We start from the raw sequence: 23,081 nt of genomic DNA on the forward strand, positions 1-23,081 counted from the left end.
ACCGTAGGTGGCGCTACGCTGATCTACGGCTATTGTCGATAATCCCTGACGGGATACTTCTGGGTATCCAACAGCTCGATGCTTCGTCCCATACGAGACTTTTTACTCCCGCGTTCCTCAGCAGGGATCATCGAGGGAAGCCATGCTTCCGGATTGGCTGAAAGCGAGAGCGACAGTTTCCGCCACGATACGGCCATTTGCTGTGCGGGTGTGACGACTCGCCGGCCGTCGGCCCATCGCATGATCACCTCTTCACGATAGGCCAGCCCCAGGCAATCGACAATATCGAATTCGTAGTTTCGAATCCACTCAAACAACCCTAGCATCAGCATCAGGCAATCCGTGCGTTCATTCGGGGCGGGAGCCTCGAGCGTGGGTAGATCTTGGTTCGACCAAGGCGGACAAACCAAGCGTGAATCCGTCGTGTAAGTCGGCGCGAAGCCATAGCGTTCGAGGAAGATGCCACCGTGTCGGTCGTCACCGTAGTAGATTCCGAACCCACGCAAAACAACGCGTGTGCGGCGATCCAGTTGCAGCGTGTAAACGCTGGGGCAATTCTTGCGTTCCTCAGGCGGCCTGTCACGATTGAATCCAATTTCAATCAGCCAGTTTCCCGCAGTTCGAGTGATATCTTGTCCCCAGCACCAAATCTGCTGGCTCAGCAAGCTCGCTGCCCAGGTTGGTGTGCATTGCGTCGTGACCGGCATGATCACTGAGGCGTTCCTCCGATGAGTTCGTGAAAAGCGGCGACATTGGAAAGCAACCCTGCCGACGCAGCGGCCCGTCGCACCCCGTCACCAACTGAAGCGATGCCGTATAGGAACATGCTGGCTATCCAACCACACCTGGCCAGCGAGCAGGCCGAGCGATGTCGCGATCGCTTTGGCGACCGAAGCGATCGGCGTGTTGGGCAACCGTTCCACTTGATCGACAAAGCAATGCTCTCGCATGCGTGCACGTGAGTCGGGCGATAGCGATCCATGATCAGGAAGTTTTCAATGCCAGCATGCTTCCGTGCGATCGCGACGCCGACGCCCGCCCCCCCTGCACCCACCACGATCACGTCGAGTGTTTCGTCGCCGGCAGGTGTCATGCCATGCTTCCTGACTCTTGTTCGCTCGGGCAGCATCCGCAGCGGCAGGTGAAGTGATGATTTGTCAGGTGTGCCCACACCAGCAGCAGGCCGCCCAGAGGTGTAATCCATGGCAGCAATGGCACGACCAATGATGCCTCGCGCACCGCAGGCGTCTCACTGGCGGTGGTCGAACTCGCCACCTCGCAGCTTGAACAGCAGGCGTCGGTACAGCACTCGAGCGAGGCAACGCTCGACGCGTCTTTGCTTTCACAGGAGGCACAGCACTCGTCTTCCAATGCGAACGCCGCCGTCGCGATCAACACCAATCCCAAAGCCGCGATGCCACTGGGTAGCCAGCGACGGTGCCGTCTCCAGCCGGGAACGAACGCAAAAGCGCCGAGTAGCAAACAGACGACGACCATTACCTTGTGAAAGCTCTCATCGGCCAGGAAGCTCAGTCCGAGCATCGGCAGAAACGCGATGACAAATGGCATCGCCGCACAATGGATCGCACAAGCGATCGAAGCGAGCATGCCTAGTCCATTGGTCATCGCCAACGGTTTACTGGGGCCTGGCTGGGATGCCGTGGCGAGAATCTCGGTTTTCATCAATTGGTCCTTCATTGAATTGAATCAGGGTGTGTGTGTCGAATGTTTGCTGCGGTGCGCTTCTCAATCGGGCTCAAGCCGCAACGCGTTGGGTGACTTACATCACCGTCTCTTCGGCTTCGATCTCGATAGGCGGCAGTGAGTCTTCATATCCGGCCCATGCCTCGGGGCCTTCGGCAAGCTCGGAATCGCTGAGCAGGCAGTCCTCAAGGATGCTACGAATGTTTTGCTCGTTCATCCCGTTGCCAATGAAGACGAGCTCTTGATGTCGATCGCCGTGCTCGCCGGTGAGCTTTGACTGAATCTCATCGAGCAATACTTCGTCCTCTGGCCACGCATCGTCCGGAGCCGAGGCCCACCAGTATCCGGCCGGATCGAGCCGGATGGAGCAACCGGCTTGAGACCAGTCGTAGGCCCAGTCGTGACGGGACGCGATCCAAACGAGACCTTTGCTCCGCAGGACAGCGGTGAAGAGGCTGTCGTCCATATCAGCGTCGAGAGCGTTGACTAGCCGCTGCGGGTGAAAGGGGCGATCGCTGCGGAAAACAAAATTTGAAATGCCGTACTCTTCGGTCTCCGTTTCCTCTTCGCCGCGTGGAACTTCCAACCACCCCGGTTGCTGTTCTGCATCGGAGAGCGAAAACAAGCCCGTTCCCATAATCTCGCCAAGCTCAACACGGCTCTCGGTGGTCGTGAGTATCCTGGCGCTGGCGTTGAGCCGGCTCACGATGCGATAGAGTTGTTCTAGTTCGTATGGGGAAAGCAGGTCTGTTTTGTTAATCAGAATGACGTTCGCGAACTCCACTTGGTCAACCAACAGGTCGACAATATTGCGTTTGTCGTCATCGCTGAGCCCGAGACGTCGATCGGTGAGGTCATCCCACGAACCGAAGTCTTTCATGAAGTTCCCGGCATCGACGACCGTCACCAAGGTGTCCAGTTCAGCGACCAGCGACAGACTATCGCCCGCTTCGTCCTCAAATGTAAACGTCTCAGCTACCGGCATCGGCTCCGAGATCCCTGTCGATTCGATGAGCAGATAGTCGAAACGTCCGTCACGGGCCAATCGCTGAACCTCCACAAGCAGGTCCTCGCGAAGGGTACAGCAGATACAGCCATTGGTCATTTCGACGAGCTGTTCTTCGGTGCGAGACAAATCCGCGCCACCGCTTTCGATCAGCGCCGCGTCGATGTTGACTTCGCTCATGTCATTCACAATCACGGCGACCCGCAGGTCGTCTCGATTGTTCAAGACATGATTCAGCAGCGTTGTCTTTCCCGCTCCGAGGAAACCCGATAGCACGGTAACAGGCAGACGATGGGGTGGCGGACTTTTTAGCATGAGGACTCCTAGCTTGGTAATTTCGTAAACGCGTTGGGGTAGACTGTTCGTGATCAGGGCGTGTGTTTCAGCGTCGCCAATAGTGCTGGCAACCGGATCGGTAGATTGACAGGAGACGACCGTACCCGTCTTCGCGAGAGGGGCGCGATATCGATTGCCACTACGCCCTGCTGCACCAATCGCTCGCGAAACATCGCCTGCAGCAGTTGTTCGTTTGCACCCTCGTAGACGAACACACGTGCATTTCTCATCTTCAGAGCACGCTGATTCAGCAGTGCTGGGTCATCATCGGGGGCGACCATCAGCACCGCGAACGGGATGGCGGGATCGACCTCCGCTACCAGCCGCGATGCGACCTCCGGATCGGCCACCGCGACAAGATCAGGTGGGTCCGCCGAAACCGCGGTGGAAACGGGGAACGTCAGCAGCAATGAAGCGAACCACTGCATTTTTCTGGAAAGCATCGTGAAACTCCCTGAGGCAACAAGAACGGACCGTCATTGGACCTCAGTTGCATACGGATTGCAAGTGCGCCGTGTTCTCTTTTATGGAGTTTTTTTGGTTCCGCGTGCATTGTCATTCAGTGAAGCGTCGAACTCTGCACACATATCACGCTGGTTTTGCCGGCGCAGCCGACTCACTCGACGCGGGACCGACATCGGAGCCGCCGGTGCCATTCGCTGTTGGTCGCGCGGACTCTCGAAAGCTCGGTCGAGGATGCTCGCGCACTTGCGTTGCAGTTGCATTGGCGTAGAATGCAAGTGAAGTTGTGGTCCTGGTCAGATACAGCGAATTTGCATAGAGACGTTCCCATGAGTTTAGAAAGCGGCGCACCGGCTTCCTTGGAAGCCGTGAAACAAGAGCTTCGTGATGTTGGGTTGCGAGCGACCCCTGCTCGAATATCCACTCTCTTGCTGCTGCGGCAGTCTCCCTCGCCGCTGACGCACGCGTTCGTTGCCGAACACTTGGCGAAGAGTGGGATCGACAAAGCCACGGCGTTTCGCAATTTGAACGACATGACCGAATCCGGGCTGATCCGGCGAACGGAGGTCGGCGACCACGTTTGGCGTTTCGAAGCTGTCAAACCGGACGAGCATCACGAGGACGGGCACCCACATTTCTTTTGCGTCGATTGTGGAACGGTTTGCTGCCTCGACGACGTCAAACTGACGGCTGGCAGTCAGCGACAGAGCGAAAAGTACGGCACCGTCACCGAAATCTTGCTCCGCGGCCACTGCAATAATTGCCAATAGGCGGGGGCGACCGGTCGCATCCGCTCGTTGACCGGGAAAGAAAATGCTGGCTCGTCATTCCGGGTTGGATTCAAGTCGGCGTCAGGTTGTACCGATTATAAGGGTTGTCCTGTGGTCGGACCCATCTAGCTACCGCCATCTCGATTTGCGGGAGCGGTACGGCTAGGCGCTATTGAGTCCAACCGAGAAAGGGGTTTTATGTCATTTTGTGCCGCAACCTGGCAGGCGATCGCGTCTCGGCATGCGGCAATCCTGTCGTTGCTGATCGCCTTGGTTTCTACCGACGTGAGGGCACAAGAGCCCGGCGATGGTTTGCTGCCGCCGCAACCCACCGTCGGTCAAAATCCGGGCGTTGGTCCTCAGACGAGTGATGACGCCGTCAATCGCCTCCAAGTGGCCTTGCCGCCGGAGTTGATTTTGCCGCCGCCGAGCGAGACGGCGAAACGTCGGGAACAGCGTTTTGTCGAAGCTGAGATCAATCCAGAGATCCCGCTGTCGCTGATCGTCGGTCGCCCCAAGATTCTTCGGCTTGCCGATACGCCGACACGGATCTACCTGCCTGACGATGACACGATCCGCGCCGACACGATCGATCCTCAATCGGGCCGTGAGCTCGCTGTCACCGGACTGAAACCGGGGACGAGCACCCTGATGTTGTGGTTTGCCGATGCCAGCGACCCGAGCGGTGAGAGTGTCGTCAGCTACCTGGTGCGCGTGTATGAGGACCCCGCATTGAAGCGCCCACTCAATGAAGTCGAACGGGAGCTAAACATCAAGTTCCCGGACAGCCTTGTCGAGCTATCCGATGTCAACGGGCGGTTGATGGTCGCCGGTCAGGCTCGGGACCCCATCGAGATGGCGCAGATCCTGCAGGTTCTGATCAGCGCCCGGGGCGTGTCCGCGGGAGTTCGCCGCGTATCAGCGGTCAAAACCGTAGGCAACACTGTCGACTTCACTTCCGACGAGACGCTCGATTTGCAGGCGCAAGAAGCCGAGAATCGCTCACTCGTCGACCCCGTCGCACTCGCTCAAGCCGGCATCATCAACCTGATGCGGGTGCCCGGTGAACAGCAGGTGATGCTGCGGGTCACCGTGGCGGAGGTCAATCGAACGGCGGCGCGAAGCATCGGACTGAACTTCACTGCGATCCAGAACAGCAATATTTTCAGCAACACGACCGGCACGGTCGCCGGGAACATTAGCGCGATACTCGATGGAGGCGATCTCAGTTTACGCATCGAAGCCCTTCGCCGGCTCAGTTTGTCGAGAACCTTGGCCGAGCCCAACTTGGTCGCTATCAACGGCCAACCCGCCAACTTTCAAGCCGGTGGGCAGTTCCCGATTCCTGTCATCTCCTCCGGTGGGGTCGGTACCAATTTGCAGGGCGTCCAGTTCGTGCCTTTCGGGGTGCAGCTGCGTTTCATTCCTATCATCCAGGATCGCAATGTGATTCGTCTGCAAATCAATGCGGACATCAGCACGCGAGACGAGTCCCTGGGTACGAGTATTGGTGGCGCGGGGGGCGGAACCTCCGTTCCGGGACTGAACAGCCGCAACTTTTCGTCCACCGTGGAGCTGCGCAGCGGCCAAACGCTCGCGGTTGCCGGACTCCTACAAACCAATTTCGGTGCCAGCAGCGAGCGTGTGCCGTGGTTCGGGGATCTGCCCATTGTCGGGCCGCTCACCGGTGCCAATCGTACGAGTGCATCCGAGCAGGAACTGGTCATCCTCGTCACACCTGAATTGGTCGCACCCGTTGACTCCTGTACCACACCAACACTGCCCGGTAGTGATGTGTTTGAGCCGACCGACGTCGAGTTCTTTCTGAGCAACCGATTGGAGAGTCGTCGCTCTCGCGATTTCCGCTCCCCCGTTCGCACCGACTATCACAAACAACGCCGCCCCGATCTCTGTTGCCCCGATCGATTCATCATCGGATCCAGTGGTCCGACCGATCGATGTTGCAACCAGCTCACGCCCAACCCCCATCAACCGATCGCGCCCATCGAGGCTCCGCTGCCTGGCGTATATTCGCCAACGATCGAGTACGCCGACGAGGTGACGCAATGAATGCCCCCTACAAGAAACTACTGTCATGGGCGCTCCCGACGCTGCTGCTGCTCGCGGGCGGTTGTCGGTCCAGCCAGGGGATCTGTGACGTCGATTGCTGTGCAGATATCCCCTCCGGTGCGATCCCGAATGGGCCCGGAGCTCACCTCTGCCAATGGCAGCAGACGCAGGTCGCGTCTGCTGCTACCGACCAAGGTGTCTTCTATCGAGCTGATTTCATCGACCAGAGTGACCAGCTCAGCCCGGCTGCGCTGCGTCAGGTAGCAACCCTTGCTCAACAGGGCGAACTGCCGGTTGCTCCCATCATCATCGAGCCCAGTGGGGATTCGATGCGCGATGCCGATCGAACCGTCTCGTTGGCTGCCGCATTCAGCGCTGCGGGTGCCCCTTTGATGGCAGACGAAATTCAACTCGCCTACCCGCCTGCTTTAGGACTCGATGGATTTCGGGCTCAGCAGGTCGCGCGGAATGCCAGTCGAAATGGATCAGGCGGTGGCGGCCAGAGCGGTGGCGGAGGTTTTGGAGGCGGGATCGGTGGTGGTTTTGGAGGTGGCGGCATGGGCGGTGGCTTTGGCGGTGGTGGGTTTGGTGGCGGAGGGATTTTCTGATGTTGCGTTTCACTTGGATGCTGCCAGCGATCATGCTCGTCGCCGGATGCCACGCGCTGCCACAGATCCCCCGTCCCGATTCCAGGGCCGAGAGACCTGAGCCAACATCGGAAGCCCCCATGTCCCAGCTTGGCGCTCCATTGCCAGCGATGCGGGCAGGCGATGAACGCGAGCTAAAGGTCGTCGCCGCGGACCAGATGACGAAGCAGGGGTATTGGGACGAGGCCGTTGAGTTGTACCTCGAGGCCGAAGCGATGGCTCCCAAGAAGCCCAGGCTCGATGCGCAGCTCGCGCCCGCACTGGCAGGTGCCCGCCAGTACCCGGAGTCGATCCGAAGGTACCGTCGACTAATCGAGGACGATCCCACGAATGCATCGCTGCTCAGCAATCTCGCATACACGCTAGAGGAATCTGGGGATACTGCCGCAGCCGAGGAGGAGTTTCAGCGCGCCTTGGCAATTGATCCTGACCTCGAGAATACGAGAGTGAATCTAGGATTGCTACTCGCGCGACAACGGCGCTACGATGAAGCATTGACGGTACTCACACCAGCCATTGGCGCTCCAGCGGCGCATCACAACCTCGGCGTGATCGCTATTGAACTCGATGACGAAACCGCTGCAAAGCAACACTTTGCTCGGGCGGCGTCCTATCCCACTGCCCCTGCGGCGACTCAGGAGTTCATCGCTGCTCTATCAACCGATCGTCACTCTGCCGACCAAGGCCAGTCTCGCATGGAGTGAAGTCATTCTGCGAAGCTTGAACTTAGTGGTGACTGGAAGGTCTTGCGAGGCATCGCTCAAGTGTCCAATGATTTTGCCGATCGTGCGGACTGCCTTCATTGCCTGCGTGTCCGTTGAGCTTCCTTTGTTACCCGTTGGACGCAGGAGCCAATCTTCTGAAAATTCAACACTCTCCATCCCAGCCGCTATGGATTGCAGCAGACTCATTTTCTAGCGAGCTGTTGACCGGCCAACATTTGCGAGAGACCGGTTCGCTCAGTTCTCACTGAACATGACACGCCGCCCGCGCTCGGACAGCGGGATTCGACCGTCGTAGATGATCAGCAACAGGGTGCTGAGACGGCGAATCGAACGCAGGTTCATGCCAGTCTTTTTTGACTGGCTACGGTAGCGAGGCGTGCAAGGTCGACGCGTCGAACGAGCAAGGTCGATACGAGGAAACGCGGCGGTGGTTCAGCACGCGGTTGAACTATCACCATGTTTATTTTTATCGCCCGGGCAGCAACCGCAGCGGCAGGTGAAGTGGTGATTCGTCAGGTGTGCCCATACCAACAGCAGGCCTCCCAGCGGTGTGATCCATGGCAACAGTGGCACGACCAACGATGCTTCTTGCACCTGCGGCGTTTCACTGGCGGTGTCCGAACTCGCCACCTCGCAGCTTGAGCAGCACGCGTCGGTGCAGGCTTCGACCGGGGCCGACTGCGACGCGATGTCGCTCTCACAGGCGTCGCAGCATTCTCCTTCCAACGCGAATGCCGCCGTCGCGATCAACACCAATCCCAAAGCCGCGATGCCGCTGGGTAGCCAGCGACGGTGCCGTTTCCAACCGGGAACGAACGCAAAAGCGCCGAGTAGCAAGCAGACGACGACCATGACTTTGTGGAAGCTCTCATCGGCCAGGAAGCTCAGTCCGAGCATCGGCAGAAACGCGATGACGAACGGCATCGCCGCGCAATGGATCGCACAGGCGATCGAAGCGAGCATGCCAAGCCCATTGGTCATCGCCAACGGTGTACTCGAGCCTGGCTGGGCGGCGGTGGCGGTTAAAGCATGGATTTTCATCAATGGGTCCTTTGTTGTGTTTTTAGATGTAAATTTGAAAAGCGATCGTGGTAGGTAATTCAATCCGTGCGAAAACTATTCACCCAACGCGTGTTGGTTGCGTAGATGCCATCGAGCGCTGCCTTGATCTCGGCGGGCTCGAGCGGATCGTGCTCTAGCTCGTGTTCGAGCAGTTCGAGCTTTTTGCGTATCAAGTAGCCTTGCATTCGTTGGTAGGGTCGTACTTGCCCGCGGCGCAGGAACGTTGCCACCTCCAAGCGGCGACTCCATTCCTCCCACACTGGGAGCCAAAACAATGCATGCTTGGTATCGCCACTGCTCGCCGCTGACAGGCACTCCGTTCGCGCCATGCGAATCTCCTCCAAACATTCTTGCGGTGGGGGATAGTACGCGAAACACGCCACGACACTGAGTGCTACCAGCCCAACTAACATTGCTGTTCCGATCACGCTACGCGGGACGATCATGTCCCACGTTTTCGGTGTCTCTACCGGTAGAGTGGCGGAAGAGTTTTGCCAGCGACTTTCGTCGATCCCCAGGCCACGTAGCACCAATCCCAGCACGGCTATCAAGCCTAAGCCGATCAATGCGGCCGCTTCGGCGATTCCAATGCTCTCGGCAACGGCGGTTTTGCCTGCGTTCCAGATATTGGCTTGGTTGGCAGGCAGCGGATTCGCGTAGATATCAAATGCATGCGTATGGCCAGCGGGCTCGACGCCTGCTGGTATCAACGGTTGATTGACTGCGTAGGAGATGCCCAGCACGATCAGCAGTAGGCAAAGAAACCAAGTACCCGATGCTTTCCATCCATATTGGCGACTGAACCAATACGGCGTCGCAAGATTGGCACCGGTTCCCAGGATCAGCAACGTGAAGGCGGCGCCCGGCGAGTTCGCGTGTTGGAACATCATGCCGAGTTGGCTCATCGCAAGCATGGGCGTTGCGTAGACTGGGACCGCCACCATCAACATGGTCAGCGGAGCCATGGGGTCGTCCTGCTCGACACTGGTCTGCAGTGCCCCGTAGGGAAACACAGCGGCGAGGATTGCTAAGCCGGACAAAGCCAGCAGAGTGAGTGCGAGGGTCGGGCCGGTTGCCTCGCGTCCGATATGAGTGGCTACGGCTGCGAGTCGCTGCACACCGATCGGCTCGTTGGCAGGCACCGGGTCCGCAGCGAAGGCTGCCGATTCCTTAGCCGCACCAGAACGAGGTTGGATCGCATCCCAGAGCAGCCCCAAAGCAGTGACAATGACCAGCGATCCAATTGCAAAGAGGATAATCACCAGCGGTCGACTGAGAGTTAAGCCGTAAAGGAGTGACAACGGATTGAAAAGCGGGGCTGAGAGTGCGAAGGCGGCCATCGCACCCGGCTTCATTCCTGCCCGCCGCATTTCACGCAGAATAGGCAGGACGCCGATCGAGCAGACCGGCAACAGCATGCCGATCAGCCATGATTGGGGAAGGCTACGAATGGTGTTACCCCCGAAAAGCCGGCAGATACCGTCGCGGCCGAGGTAGTATCTCAGGATCGCCGCAATGACCAATCCAACCAACAGAGTCGGCGCTGCAGCGGCGAATCCCTGGGCGACGCGAACGAGGCCACCAACAATCATTTGCGTGGGATCGTTCATGAACTTTTACTCTCGAGTGTGACGGGATGAGCGGTAGGTTTCGATTCGGATTTCTCAATCAAGTCGCAGAGTTGGTACGCCTGCTCGCGTGCCGATTGAGTCCATTGGTGGCCGCTGGGCTGCAGTTTTTTCGATAAAGACTTGGCTGCCTCATTGATGGGGATCCAGTCGTTTTCAGACAGGCTGGAGTCCGCAGCCACTTCCGGTATCCAGCTGACCAAGTCCGCCATTTCTTCTTGCAGCTCGTCGGATTCAGGATCGTCAGTCGATGTTCGGTCCAATCGGCTGCGAAGTTGCTTTGCGGCATCGGGCAGGTCCGATGGCCAATGCGCTGCGACGCCGTGATCGTGCTCAAAGTGGGATTGCTTGGCCGTGGCGGATTCATCTCGACACCCCAGTACCACGACGAGACTCAAGAGAATGCTAAAGCGGATGCTATCGTTTCGAAATTGCATATAGATATTGTTCATTACTTGTACTCCGGTGCAGCGACAGTGTTCATCATCCGATCAATCACCACATCGACATCCTCACCTCGAGTGAGCAAGCGAACCGAAAGAACTGGTTGAGCGACGATTGCGATGTCTGACGGAGTAACAAAATCGCGTCCTTGCAGCATCGCCCATGCCTGAGCGATCGATTGCCAGTGCAACATGCCCCTCGCGCTGACGCCAAGCTCCACGGCAGCGTCGTTTCGGGTCGCTTCTACCAGGTCGATGAGGTAATCGCTGACTCGCGAATGAACCTGGATCGTCCGGACGTGATCTTGCGTCTGCCGCAGTTGGTCCAGTGATAGAGGAGACATCTCGGGCAAGCTGGCGGATTCTGCTTGGGTCGCTCGCGAGAGAATCTGTTTCTGAGCATCGCGATCGGGGTAGCCAATCCGCAGCTTGATTGCAAAGCGGTCCAGTTGAGCCTCCGGAAGTGGGTAGGCGCCGTGCGAATCAATGGGATTCTGCGTCGCGATGACCATGAAAGTGGGCGAGAGCGGGTGCGTCTTGCCCTCGATCGTGACTTGGCGTTCGCCCATGGCTTCGAGGAGGGCGCTCTGCGTTCTCGGCGTCGTCCTGTTCAGCTCGTCGGCTAGCAAAACGTCAGCGAATACTGGTCCAGGATGGAAATCGAACTCACGGGTCTTCTGATTGAACATGCTGAAGCCGGTGATATCGCTGGGCATCAGGTCCGGAGTGCACTGCACCCGAGCGAGCCGTCCATTGACTGCTTCGGAAATTGCCTTAGCGAGCGTCGTTTTTCCTGTGCCCGGCAGGTCATCGAGTAAGAGGTGGCCCCGAGCCAAGAGGCAACCGATGACCATGTCAATCTGATGTTCCTTCCCGAACAGAACGCTCTGTAGAAACTGCCGTAGTTTGAATGCGACCTGCGCTGATGGATCGGCTGAATTGGAACAGGGTGGTTCCAGAGTCGTGTTCATATTGGGAGTTCCTTAGCGAGTTGGGAAAGTGTTCGAGTATTCAGCAAGCGGACCAAACGCTGCGAGGAGTCGTCGATTGGTCGTTGGCTCGACGAAAAGAATCTTGCATCTGCCGCGTCACAGAACTGACGCGTCACGGCCTGGGCTGTCAGGTCCGGTTGCGTTAGTTCCTCGAGCCAGTCACGTTGAGGCCGACCGGATGATCGCTGGCACCCGGCGAGGCGTGCCCGGGCTTCGATGACCCAGATGGCGACACGCAGATTGCCTTGTGGATAAAACCAGGACGTCAAGCGCCAGATCGAAGTTAGTAGCCACTCGATCCAGATGCGGCGCGAAAGGAACACAGCCAAGCTCGCTGCCACAACGATCGCAGCCAGGGGCCAGTAGGTAGCGGCAAGCTGCTGACTGGCGAGCCATATCGAAGGCCGGTAGTCCGGTCGCTGGTATCCCGGGGACGGTTCAATCTCGAACCAACGTCCATCGGCGAGTCTGACTTCCGCCCAGGCGTGAACGTCGCGGGGAAGCACCGATGCGTGCCCGGCAGTGATGTCAAAGGCGTCGGGGCGGACGTAGAAGCCCGTGACGAAGCGAGACTGCAATCCAAGCTCACGAGCTAGCAAAGCGGCTGTGGTTGCGAATAGATGGTCACCGCCACGACGGGAGTCGAGAAACTGCGAAACCGCCTGATCCGAAGTCGGCGCGAAGCTGCGATCACAGGTGAAGTTGTTCCTCAAGTGCGTCACAATCGCCTGCAGTTGATCGTATGCGTGTTCATGCTCGCGTGTGACGCGGTCGGCCAGCGATCGCAGGTCGGCGTGAATTGGCGGCGTCGTGGCGGTCTGCTCCTGCAAGCCGAGGCGGAGTTCGTCTTCACTCGGCCGCGTGCTGGCAACGTGAATGACGGTCAACGCTGGAATTTTCTCTCGCCCAGGCATCTGGAAACATCCGTCACGCGCGATCCCAAAAAAATCCTGGCGATCGATTTTCTCGATGTGTACCCCGGTGGTCATCATGGGAACGGGCATCCGCGTGGAGTCCAGGCGAATGATTTTCAGTAGCCCGACGGAAATGGACGATGCGTCCTGGTCAATGCGAGCATGTTGTTCAGGCTCGACGAACCAGGAGTCTTCGCCAATCTTGATTCGCTTGAGCGTTTCGCACGTGAGGTCCGTCGACTGCGTCCAATCCGTACCGTCAAACGTGTCATAGCGATGCATGGCTAAGCGGATGCCCGTTGGTCCATCCCACTGGATGACGCTGGAGTCGGTAACATCGTCAGGTAAGCGATGGGAACTTGGTGGCATACGATCGACTGAGAACGAACTGCTTCCGAGATCACTGCGTGCCGTGCGTTCGTGGTTCGGCAAGAAATCTTGGTTGGGCATGGCTTGGGCCTTCTCCCGGCGATTCTTCTTCGCTTTCGGTTCACCGACCATGTCATTGAACATGTCCAAGAGCGACGACTCGGTCGATTCCAGGAAGATGTCCGAGTCCACTGCACCAAACGATTCGGCATGGTCTTTGGCTGCGATTGCCGATTCCCCGGTACCCACACCGCTGCGTGCCGCTGGATCGGACCACCGTGATCCACCGCTTGTTGGCATGAAACCGTGCAGTAAATGCGGCGGTCTGGTGAAGCGGTCTTGGGCTACGTAGCCGGCTCCGGCCAGCGTCACTACGGTCGCGATCATTGTTGCCGGCCGCAACGTCCAATTGCGAGCAACCGATTCTGGCAGGGCCATGTCAAGCTGCTCCCAGTGATTGGCAATGAGGTGCCAGACACAGCTCAGGATCCAGATTATCGGCAGGGCAACGGCGTAGCGACTATCGGAAATCGATGAGCAGAACAGTACTAAGAAACCACTGCTGACCACCGACAATGCGAGCCAGCGAGTTGATCGACCGCCCAGCGCCATCGCCAAGCTGACCGTACCCAGAACGGTCAATGCGGTCATCTCCAACGCGATCGGCGTAGCAAAGAAGCGAGCGATGACAGCGAAAGCGATCGGGATGAGCGGCAGCGCTCCTGTTGCAATTTCCTGGATTCGCGATGGTCTCGCCATCGCTAGCAATCCAAGCACCGCGATGACTGCCATCTCGGAGACGAAGCACAGTTGCGTCTCAACGGGCGTTCGCAACGATACTATGGACCCTAGCGATATCAACGCCAGTAAGATGGTTTCGACTCGTCTACGCGACCAAGTGAGCATCGCGCGCCTCCGTCCAGAACATCCACAGTTGATCCGCCAGGTCGAATTGACGATTGACAACGCGGCGCTGAAGTTCGGTGGCAGCGCGGCGGTGCACAGCAGGGTCGGTCGAGCAAACCAGCGGATTGCCATCGTTGTCCGTTGAGATCGACAATCCCGTCACGCCGTGAGGTTGGACGAGTCGGGGACGGGATTGGTCGCCGTCGAGGGGCACATTGGCCAGGGCATCCATTAGCTGTATAAGGCCTCGCCGCCCAGGCGTCGGGACGAGACGTCGATCGCCGATCTGCACGCGAAGCGAGCAGCTGGACTGATGCAAGTCGGCCAGCACGCTCGCCGCGACGCGGATACGATCTGCGATCTCGTCACGCGTCGATCCCTCGGCCGTGTCGACAACCACGCGTAGGGTTGGGCTTTGCGGACCGCTCCGCTCGGTAACGATCAATGCATCCGATCGTGCCGTCGCGACCCAGTTGACGTGTTTGACGCAATCGCCTCGGCGATAGGGACGCAGACCGATGAAATCGTCCCTGTGTCCGCTGCGATCTCCCGTGCCGTGTTCCGCTCTGCGACGACCGGCCATGGAGTTCTGTCCCGCTATCGGGAACACCTGCGGCCATACCGTCATCGCTTTGGTATCGGCTACCGTTCGTTTGGCGGTCCAGATTCCGAACGGGAACGAACAGGCCAGCGACGCATCGGCTCTCGGATAGGGACCGCGAAGGGTGGGCCGAATCGAAAATCGATAGCTGCATGTGGACAGGCCGCGCACCGAAGCGAGTGCGACCGCGGGCACATTCTCTGCTACGGATCCCTCCTCGGTCGGATGATCTTGGAAGCCGACGATCGCCAGGCCCCAGATCGGAACCGGCAGGCGATTGCAAACAGTGAGCGACCAGTCGCAGAGCTCCCCTTCCTGAACCCGGTTGGTGCTCGGACGCAGCGAACAGGCAACGGCGCGTACGGCTACCCAGGGCCATGCCATCCCAACCAGAATGAGTGCGCCTAGCAAAGCGGCGAGCGTCCAGCCTATCGGAGCAAAGTAGAGCCCGATCAAAACACTCGCGAACATCGCCGCAACGAACCAGCCTACAGGTTCTTTGAGCCAGTAAACAAAACGATTGGCGCCGGGACAAAAGTCGGTGGTCAGCGCGCGCGCCAGCCAACTCGGTTCCTTGGACACCTCATGGGAAACTGCCATGAAAACGCACCTCGGTTGTCAAGAAGATCATGGATCGGCCTCGGAAAGGTTCAGGAGGCGCGTCGCCGACGCAGCTCGCGTGAGCCCGCTGTCGAGACTCCTGTAAGCGCGTGCACCATCTGTGCGCGGTGGACGCATCGCCTAAACATCAACGTCGCGACGTGTGACGCAGCAACGAGTGACGGGCGATTCCCTCGAACCGATCCTTCGGGTTTAGAATGCAACGGATCGATCAACGCCTATCCCAGAAGGAACCTGGCCTTATCCGGTGATGCCGGAAAGAACCACGTCAAATGGCTCGCCTCTACAAAGGGGCAGTGCCCTTTTAAGATAGACTCTCGATTCGCGGCGGTCCCCGTACCGAAATGCTCGTCTGAACCGGATGACGCAACCAAACCCGTTCTGGCTCGCTCGCGATAAACTCGAATTCGACAACTTCAACCAGCGTCACGGCGATGGGTGTAAACGCTACATGTCGCGAAGCATAGAAGCTTTGGCAGATGCTGCAGCGTTCTGGATCATGTTGATCTCGAGAGTCGTCGTCCTGCGGTCCCTGTTGCCCTTCCGCCGGATCGCTCGGACCCGGGGAGGGCTCGTGACTGTGCCCGCAATGGGCGTGGCAACTGTACGAAGCGGCTGGGGCCGGACAACAGCTTGCTTCGTTACGGCAATGCTCATCAACGCGGAGAGCGGCGTTCGCGCTATGACTTTCGCAGCACGACTGTGCCGAGTGAGTGCAGCCGACATGGACCCACGCTGCGAAATTGCCAACCAGCAATGCCGCTATGGCGAGGATAGCTGTCGTGGAACGCAGAGCATGCAAGATTCGGTACCAAACGGCGATGAGTCGCCGAGGAAGAATGCTTCAAACAGTCGTTGAAGTGAGTTCGCGAATGTTGGTCCGACCAAGGATTGTCTATATCTTCGCGATTTTGATACGCAAAGTCAATCCAGCGGGTTCAGATTCCTCAGGATTTCTCTGGCACTTGAGTGGTGGTACTGGACGGGAAATGTAGCTTCGGCTAAGTTATTGCAGCGACGACGCCCGCGTGGATGTCGTGACGAGGAGCAGCCGTATTGCGGTTGTCCACGCCCTTGCGGCATTTTTGGGAGTCCATTGTTTGATGCACCGTCTACCGTTTTTTACCCCATTGATTGCGGCTTGGATGGTTGCGGTCCTGGTGGCTGGTTGTAACAACTCCAGCGACCCGGAGGCAAACTCCGCAACCGGTGCTGCGCAGGTCACCGTTGATCCCGACGAGCCGATTTCGGTCACGGCAACAGTCGGGATGGTGGCTGACTTGGTCCGGGCGGTCGGTGGCGATCGTGTCGACGTCCGGCAGATTTGTGGTCCTGGAGTGGATCCACACCTCTACAAAGCGACGCGCGACGATGTGCAGACGATGATGAATGCCGACATGATTTTTTATTCCGGCTTGATGCTCGAAGGCAAGATGACGGACACGTTGATCAAACTTGCTCGCGGAAAACCTGTTATCGCTGTGACGGCAGCACTCGATGACGCGGCACTGCTCGAGCCCGCTGAAATGTCAGGGCATTTCGACCCCCATGTTTGGATGGATGTGTCGGCATGGTCCCAATGTGTCGATGTGATCGCCGATGAGCTGTCTGGTGTTGATCCACCTTCGGAAGCAGCGTACCGAGACAGGGCCGAGACGTTGCAGGGAGAGCTTTCGAAGCTGCATGCGTACGGCAAGCGAGTGATCGCCTCGATTCCCGAGGATCGCCGGATTCTAGTGACCTCGCACGACGCGTTCAATTATTTCGGCCGCGCCTACGGTCTCCGCGTCTTGGGGGTACAAGGGCTTTCGACCGAATCTGAAGCGGGACTGCAGCGAATCAATGAGTTGGTAGATCTTCTCGTCAATCAGGGCGTGCAGTCCGTGTTTGTCGAGAGCAGTGTGCCGCGAAAAAGCATCGATTCATTGGTCGAGGGGGCCCATTCGCGCGGTCACGACGTGCAGGTGGGGGATCAGGATCTCTTTAGTGACGCGATGGGCAAATCGAGTACCTATGAAGGGACTTATATTGGTATGCTCGACCATAACCTCACTGTCGTCGCGCGGGGCTTGGGTGGCCAGGCTCCGGCGGATGGATTTCAAGGCAAACTCAACAAGTGATTCCATGACGAACGGTTCTGCCGTCGGCCCGGACGATACTGCGATCGCGCTCTCGGTCGACGACCTGACGGTTGCCTACCACCGCAAACCCGTGATTTGGGACGTGGCGATTGATCTGCCGGCGGGTTCGTTGATTGGGATCGTGGGCCCCAACGGTGCTGGAAAAAGCACGTTGCTCAAGGCGATCATGAACCTCGTCCCGCGCGCCTCCGGGCGGGTGGCGGTGTTCGGCAAACCCTATCGGGCCAGTCGCCATCGGGTTGGCTATGTGCCTCAACGCGAGAGCGTCGACTGGGACTTCCCCGTCGATGCGCTCGATGTCGTCACGATGGGGCTCTATAGCAAGATCGGTTGGTGTTTGCCGGTTCGAAAAAAACACCGCGAAGCTGGCATGGAAGCCCTCCGCCGCGTGGGTATCGCCGACCTGGCGAATCGTCAGATCAGTCAATTGTCAGGTGGGCAGCAGCAACGCACCTTCTTGGCTCGCGCGCTCGTCCAAGACGCGGACCTCTATCTCATGGACGAGCCCTTCGCCGCGGTCGATGCTTCGACGGAAAAAGCAATCGTCGAACTGCTGCGAGAGCTGAAGTCTCGGGGCAAGACCGTCGTCGTCATCCACCACGATCTACAGACGGTGCCTGAGTATTTTGACTATGCGGTACTGCTGAACATGCGAGTGGTCGCTCATGGTCCGATCGAGTCGGTCTTCACGTCCGAGAACCTGCAGAAAACCTACGGCGGGCGGTTGACCTTGCTCGATGAAGTCAGCGAAGCGATGCGTCGGCGGGAGCGTTCCTTGTGAGTGGGAAGAGCTCGAAAGTCTCGTCGTGGCGGACAGTGGCTGCGCGGCTGCTACTCGTCTTGCTGCTCATCGGCTGCTCCGAGTCAGTCGCCTTGGCGGCGCCCGCATCTCGCTCAATTGCGGATCGGAGTGTGAGCTGGCCCACGGCGTCGCAGTGGCGGCGGGTTCTTTTCTTAGAGGATTACAACACTCGCGTGGTGTTGCTCGGCGTCGCGGTGTTGGGCGCAGCGGCGGGTTTGGTCGGCAGCTTCACTCTGCTGCGAAAACGCGCGTTGCTAGGTGACGCACTCGCTCACGCGAGCACGCCCGGGATCGCGCTAGCATTCATGTTTGCGACGGCCTTGGGATTGGATGGCAAATCGCTTCCGGTGCTGCTGCTCGGAGCGACCATCACAGGGGTCCTCGGCATTGGCGTTGTCTTGGTCGTGCGGTCTCAGACTCGGCTCAAGGAGGATGCTGCGTTGGGGATTGTGCTCAGCGTTTTCTTTGGCGCCGGTGTCGCGTTGTTGGGGATCGTGCAGCAGATGGAGAGTGGCAGTGCGGCTGGATTGGAAGGTTTTATCTACGGAAAGACGGCGTCGATGAACGCCAGCGATGCTCGGTTGATTTTGGTTGCGTCGGGCATCGCGGTAGTGGGCTGCCTGTTGTTGTTCAAGGAGTTCAAGCTCCTGTGCTTTGACGAGAATTTCGCTGGCTCGCGTGGCATGCCGGTCTTGGTGTTGGATCTATGTCTGATGGCTCTCGTCGTCCTTGTCACGATTGTTGGGCTGCAAGCAGTCGGATTGATTCTGGTCGTCGCATTGTTCGTCACGCCCACGGCAGCGGCCCGGTTCTGGACGGAGAAATTGTGGAGGGTAGCGGGTTTGTCGGCATTGATGGGGGGCGTCGGAGGTGTCTTCGGCGCCGCCGCTAGCGCGTTGATGCCGCGTCTGCCCTCGGGAGCCATGATCGTATTGGCCTCGACTGCGTTGTTTGCATTTAGCATGTTCTTTGGTACTGCGCGGGGCGTTCTGATCCGATGGCTGCGGCGCTTCCGAGTGAACCGCCGGGTCCGTCGACGACATCTCCTGAGGGGCCTTTATGAGCTCTTGGAGCTGGACGAACCGGACTCGGTTTTCCGCCGTGACGCACGCGTACCTGTTGAGACGGTATTGGCGACGCGAAGTTGGTCACGAAACCAGCTCTCCCGCACGATCGCTTCGGCGCAGCATGAGGAACTGATTACGCTACGTGAGGACTCGATTGGCCTGACGCAGTCCGGCTACGTGCAGGCCGCCCGATTGACCCGCGAGCACCGACTGTGGGAGCTGTATCTGATCACGCATGCCGAGGTCGCTCCGAGCCGCGTGGACCGCGATGCCGATGCGATCGAGCATGTTCTCGAACCAGAATTAGTCGACGAACTTGAGCGGCTGCTCGAACAGCAACCGGTTCACATTGCCGTACCGGCGAGCCCCCACGATTCTCTGTCGCCGGGAGCCCTCCAATGATCTGGAATTGGCAGCTCGATGGATGGATTGTGGCGGCGGGGATCTTGTGCGCGGTCGCTTCAGCGCTGCTTGGTAACTTTCTCGTGCTGCGCCGTTTGAGCATGCTCGGAGATGCCATCTCACACGCGATTCTGCCCGGCCTGGCCGTTGCATTCCTGATCAGCAACAGCCGCAGTAGTCTGCCGATGTTTGTCGGAGCGGTCATTGTTGGCGTGTTGACGGCACTTTTTACTGAATGGATTCGTGGTGTCGGCAAAGTCGATGAGGGTGCGTCGATGGGCGTGGTCTTTACCTCGCTATTCGCGTTGGGGTTGATCATGATCGTGCAAGCGGCCGACCGCGTCGATTTGGATGCGGGGTGTGTGCTCTACGGTGCGATCGAATTGACGCCGCTCGATACGATCAAGCTGCTAGGGTTTGATATCCCTCGTGCTGTCGTGGTCCTCGGCAGCGTGACCGTGCTGAATCTCATGTTCGTAGTGCTGTTTTTTAAAGAACTCAAACTCACTTCCTTTGACCCTTCGTTAGCGACATCCATGGGGGTGTCGTCGACGTGGATGCACTACGCTCTGATGGTGCTGGTCGCGGTGACGGCCGTGGCTAGCTTTGAGAGCGTGGGCAATATCTTGGTCGTCGCGATGTTTATTGTGCCGCCTGCGACGGCCTATTTGCTGACCGATCGACTCGGCATCATGATCCTGATCTCGACAGGCGTCGCCGCGCTCTCAGCGGTCAGTGGCCATGTTGCCGCTGTCGTTGTGCCGACCTGGTTCGGTTACCAAAGCACGACGACGGCGGGCATGATGGCTGTTATGGTGGGCGCACTGTTCGGCGTCGCGATGCTGTTTGCGCCTCGCCAAGGAGTGGTGATCAAGTGGCTGCGGAATCGAGCCTTGTCGCTGCGGATTCTCTGCGACGACATCGTCGCGACGCTCTATCGCCGGTCCGAGCATGTCGCTGCGGATCAAGTCAGGATGGACGACGTTTCAATGAACGTCGAGGAGTTGACTGAAACGCTCTACGCGTCTTCGCGTCAACTTCGATCCGCGCTGGCGAGACTCCGTCGTCGCGGCGAGCTTGAGCAGGTCGACGGCCAGTACGAGCTGACCGATCGCGGCATCGAGCACGGCCGTGAACTCGTGCGTTCGCACCGCCTGTGGGAACAATACCTGGTGTCCGAAGCGAGTTTGCATCCGACCAAGATTCACGACAAAGCCGAGAAGCTCGAGCATTTTACCGACCGAAGTTTGCGAGACCAGCTGTCCGATGCGACCGACAGCCCCGTGCTCGATCCGCACGGGCAGTCCATCCCGCCGGAACGTCGTGGCGACGTTTAAACGTTGGAGCGAGAACCTACTGTCGCTGCCGTTCCGACAGCAATCCGGCCGTTTTAGCCGATAGACCACCGCGGATGGCGGGTGAAAGCGGTCCTGTTTTTCTGCCGCCGATTCTCTGAATGACGACTGCCAGCCGGTCGGTCGGTGGCGGAAATTTTGGTCCAGGCGCGGAACATCTGCTAGACTCGAAGAGATGAGTTAGCAACACACGATGAATAAGTGTCGGTTTTTGTAGTGGACGAGGCGACGAGTCCAGCGGCTTTGGACTCGTCGTCTCGTCCACTACGACAGAAATGGATCGTGCGTTGCTTAGCCACTTTTTGGCTCATCCGACGGAAGCGTGCGCGGAGCACAGGGGGAAGGTTTTTTGAGGCATGGCTCTCGTATCCAATGATCGTTCAAAAATGCGTCCCTGACGAACAAACGCTCGCCAGGGACCGACAACACCATTGGCGTACCGTCGACCGAGATATCCCTTGCCAAGCCAGCACCTCTGCAGAGCTCGGCTCCGTTTCTCCCGGCAGCTCCAGTCTAACATCCACTATCACCTCCGACAAATCAATCATTGGATACTGGAGCCATGCCTCCAAAACCTCCAACGCACGCTTCCGTCGGATGAGCCCACTTTTTTCTGTGCAACGAAAGCGATCCCGCGTCCGATGAGCGAGTTAGACGCTCGTTGATGGAACCCAAGAACAGGATACAGCGATGTATAATCAATCGACTCGTGCCCAGTGGTCAGGCAAACGCACCAGTCACCGCGCGGGCGTCGTTGCCAATGGCTATAGGAACCTCATCTCTGGCGTCGAAGCGGAGGCGCGGCAAGAGGTCACTGCCAAGTACGCTGAGCAATGGAAGTCGGCAGGTTGGCTCGGCCGTTGGAGGCTCCAACGCCTCATGGATGCTGAAATCGAGGAACTTGCAATCAAACGGTTCCCCAAGGTATCGCAAGACACGATGTTTTAGCATTGTTAGCGGCAATGGGTAGTGAACCCGCCTCAAACTTAGGCAGCACCTGCGTAGGATCGTCGCAGTCGGCCAGACCCGCTGGGCAAATCTTCGCTGTGAACTGAATCCTCCTCCGGCAAATCATGTGAAAGCGAGTCAACGGCAACGATTCCTGGTGAAGAACCGCTCGAATACGCCTTGACCAACGGTTAAGCCAGAGGACTGGTTCGTTTAGAAGCCTTTCCGAAAAGGCAAATATCGCCTTCCGGCAAGGCTGTAAAAAATGGCTCATCCGACGGAAGCGTGCGGCCGACGTTTTCAAGGCATGGCTCCCGTATCCAAGGATTTATTTTTGGGAGGTGATTATCAATGTTAGACTGGCACTGCCGGGAGAACCGGAGCCAAGCTCGAATGGCGTGGACATAAGCGATTGCCGCATGTGAAACATCCTTCCGTCGAGCCTGTCTCGGCGGAGGAACCAACTGGCAGCTACTGAAAAAATGCGAAGTAGAAACGGTGCTCCGTCTCGGGCTTGCCCCGGCGGTCACACGACTTGATTCGCTGATTCCGCCGGGACAAGCCCGGAGCGAAGATCGATCTGGCGAGGGCGTTTTGCTGGTAGCTTGCAGTTGCCACTCCGCCCGGACAAGCCGGACGGAAGCGAAAACAGATGCCCGTGAAACTCGAGTAAATCTGCTTAAGTCCACGCCATTCGAGCCGAGCTCTGCAGAGGTGCTGGCTTGGCAAGGGGTATCTCGGTCGCCAGCGTTTCCCTGCAAAAGCGGTACGCCAATGGTGTTGTCGGTCCCTGGCGAGCGTTTGTTCGTCAGGGACGCATTTTTGAACGATCATTGGATACGAGAGCCATGCCTGGTATGTCCCCAAGTTAGCCTAAAAAACTACCAGGGGCGCATTCTGAGTGCTTTCATTGAAGGAATTCACTTTCCCTTCAATCAAGGAACTCCGATATGGCAATCGCCACCAAGAAACGTTCGTCAAAATCGTCAAAATCCAATCAGGCCCGTTACATCGGCAAGCCAGCTGGGGTGATTCAGCAGCGAGTCGAGGCGGTCGGTCCCTCTCACTTTGGTGTCGTTTCGGTCGACTGCGCCAAACGCAGATCCAAGT

At 58.3% G+C, this 23,081-nt stretch carries 20 protein-coding genes; 9 read left to right on the plus strand and 11 right to left on the minus strand.

The window, feature by feature from the left end; translation table 11 throughout:
* Positions 1-29 precede the first annotated feature (29 nt).
* The 5 genes from CA85_RS08525 to CA85_RS08545 form a co-directional block, all read right to left on the minus strand.
* Positions 30-707 carry a hypothetical protein gene (locus tag CA85_RS08525; protein WP_246112623.1) on the minus strand — a complete coding sequence of 226 codons (678 nt, stop codon included), beginning with the start codon at positions 705-707 and terminating at the stop codon, positions 30-32.
* Between the two features lie 2 nt (positions 708-709).
* The gene (locus tag CA85_RS25630; RefSeq protein WP_246112606.1) at positions 710-1,093 is read right to left on the minus strand and encodes a hypothetical protein; all 384 of its coding nucleotides are present in this window, start codon (positions 1,091-1,093) and stop codon (positions 710-712) included.
* Entirely contained in the window at positions 1,090-1,683 is a 594-nt protein-coding gene (locus tag CA85_RS08535; RefSeq protein WP_186774816.1) for a MerC domain-containing protein, read from the minus strand. Before CA85_RS08535 ends, CA85_RS25630 begins: the two co-directional genes overlap by 4 nt.
* A 97-nt stretch (positions 1,684-1,780) precedes the next feature.
* Complete coding sequence (locus CA85_RS08540) at positions 1,781-3,025, minus strand: GTP-binding protein (RefSeq protein ID WP_146390869.1); 1,245 nt, start codon at positions 3,023-3,025, stop codon at positions 1,781-1,783.
* 53 nt (positions 3,026-3,078) lie between these two features.
* The gene (locus CA85_RS08545; RefSeq protein ID WP_146390871.1) at positions 3,079-3,489 is read right to left on the minus strand and encodes a hypothetical protein; all 411 of its coding nucleotides are present in this window, start codon (positions 3,487-3,489) and stop codon (positions 3,079-3,081) included.
* A gap of 348 nt (positions 3,490-3,837) precedes the next feature.
* On the opposite strand from CA85_RS08545, the gene CA85_RS08550 reads away from it, so the two are divergent.
* The 4 genes from CA85_RS08550 (at position 3,838) to CA85_RS08570 (ending at position 7,699) form a co-directional block, all read left to right on the plus strand.
* On the plus strand, positions 3,838-4,278 hold the full coding sequence (locus CA85_RS08550) for a Fur family transcriptional regulator (protein ID WP_146390872.1): 441 nt from the start codon (positions 3,838-3,840) through the stop codon (positions 4,276-4,278).
* 198 nt (positions 4,279-4,476) lie between these two features.
* Positions 4,477-6,348: a type II and III secretion system protein family protein gene (locus CA85_RS08555; RefSeq protein WP_146390873.1), complete on the plus strand. Its 1,872-nt coding sequence runs from the start codon at positions 4,477-4,479 to the stop codon at positions 6,346-6,348.
* The gene (locus CA85_RS24790; protein ID WP_186774817.1) at positions 6,345-6,956 is read left to right on the plus strand and encodes a hypothetical protein; all 612 of its coding nucleotides are present in this window, start codon (positions 6,345-6,347) and stop codon (positions 6,954-6,956) included. The genes CA85_RS08555 and CA85_RS24790 overlap by 4 nt, the downstream gene beginning before the upstream one ends.
* The gene (locus CA85_RS08570; protein ID WP_146390875.1) at positions 6,956-7,699 is read left to right on the plus strand and encodes a tetratricopeptide repeat protein; all 744 of its coding nucleotides are present in this window, start codon (positions 6,956-6,958) and stop codon (positions 7,697-7,699) included. The genes CA85_RS24790 and CA85_RS08570 overlap by 1 nt, the downstream gene beginning before the upstream one ends.
* A gap of 453 nt (positions 7,700-8,152) precedes the next feature.
* Here the strand turns inward: CA85_RS08570 and CA85_RS08575 are convergent, their stop codons facing one another.
* The 6 genes from CA85_RS08575 to CA85_RS08600 are packed head-to-tail and all read right to left on the minus strand — an operon-like array spanning position 8,153 to position 15,235.
* On the minus strand, positions 8,153-8,761 hold the full coding sequence (locus CA85_RS08575; RefSeq protein ID WP_146390877.1) for a MerC domain-containing protein: 609 nt from the start codon (positions 8,759-8,761) through the stop codon (positions 8,153-8,155).
* Positions 8,762-8,820: 59 nt separating this feature from the next.
* Positions 8,821-10,392 (minus strand): permease, encoded by a 1,572-nt coding sequence (locus tag CA85_RS08580; RefSeq protein ID WP_146390878.1) that lies wholly within the window; start codon positions 10,390-10,392, stop codon positions 8,821-8,823.
* The gene (locus CA85_RS08585; protein WP_146390880.1) at positions 10,389-10,862 is read right to left on the minus strand and encodes a hypothetical protein; all 474 of its coding nucleotides are present in this window, start codon (positions 10,860-10,862) and stop codon (positions 10,389-10,391) included. The genes CA85_RS08580 and CA85_RS08585 overlap by 4 nt, the downstream gene beginning before the upstream one ends.
* Complete coding sequence (locus CA85_RS08590; RefSeq protein ID WP_146390881.1) at positions 10,862-11,824, minus strand: AAA family ATPase; 963 nt, start codon at positions 11,822-11,824, stop codon at positions 10,862-10,864. Before CA85_RS08590 ends, CA85_RS08585 begins: the two co-directional genes overlap by 1 nt.
* On the minus strand, positions 11,821-14,034 hold the full coding sequence (locus CA85_RS08595; protein ID WP_146390883.1) for a transglutaminase-like domain-containing protein: 2,214 nt from the start codon (positions 14,032-14,034) through the stop codon (positions 11,821-11,823). The genes CA85_RS08590 and CA85_RS08595 overlap by 4 nt, the downstream gene beginning before the upstream one ends.
* Positions 14,015-15,235: a DUF58 domain-containing protein gene (locus CA85_RS08600; protein ID WP_146390885.1), complete on the minus strand. Its 1,221-nt coding sequence runs from the start codon at positions 15,233-15,235 to the stop codon at positions 14,015-14,017. Before CA85_RS08600 ends, CA85_RS08595 begins: the two co-directional genes overlap by 20 nt.
* Positions 15,236-16,359: 1,124 nt before the next feature.
* On the opposite strand from CA85_RS08600, the gene CA85_RS08605 reads away from it, so the two are divergent.
* From CA85_RS08605 to CA85_RS08625, 5 genes are all read left to right on the plus strand, one after another.
* Positions 16,360-17,376, plus strand: coding sequence for a metal ABC transporter solute-binding protein, Zn/Mn family (locus tag CA85_RS08605; protein ID WP_246112607.1), 1,017 nt, complete (start codon positions 16,360-16,362; stop codon positions 17,374-17,376).
* 4 nt (positions 17,377-17,380) lie between these two features.
* The gene (locus tag CA85_RS08610; protein WP_146390887.1) at positions 17,381-18,178 is read left to right on the plus strand and encodes a metal ABC transporter ATP-binding protein; all 798 of its coding nucleotides are present in this window, start codon (positions 17,381-17,383) and stop codon (positions 18,176-18,178) included.
* Between the two features lie 131 nt (positions 18,179-18,309).
* Positions 18,310-19,668, plus strand: coding sequence for a metal ABC transporter permease (locus CA85_RS08615; RefSeq protein WP_146390889.1), 1,359 nt, complete (start codon positions 18,310-18,312; stop codon positions 19,666-19,668).
* Positions 19,665-21,005, plus strand: coding sequence for a metal ABC transporter permease (locus CA85_RS08620; protein ID WP_146390890.1), 1,341 nt, complete (start codon positions 19,665-19,667; stop codon positions 21,003-21,005). Before CA85_RS08615 ends, CA85_RS08620 begins: the two co-directional genes overlap by 4 nt.
* 708 nt (positions 21,006-21,713) lie before the next feature.
* A complete protein-coding gene (locus tag CA85_RS08625) occupies positions 21,714-21,971 on the plus strand; it encodes a hypothetical protein (RefSeq protein WP_146390892.1) in 258 nt (85 codons plus the stop codon).
* Positions 21,972-23,081 lie beyond the last annotated feature (1,110 nt).

The organism is Allorhodopirellula solitaria (genome assembly GCF_007859855.1).
Taxonomy (GTDB): domain Bacteria; phylum Planctomycetota; class Planctomycetia; order Pirellulales; family Pirellulaceae; genus Rhodopirellula; species Rhodopirellula solitaria.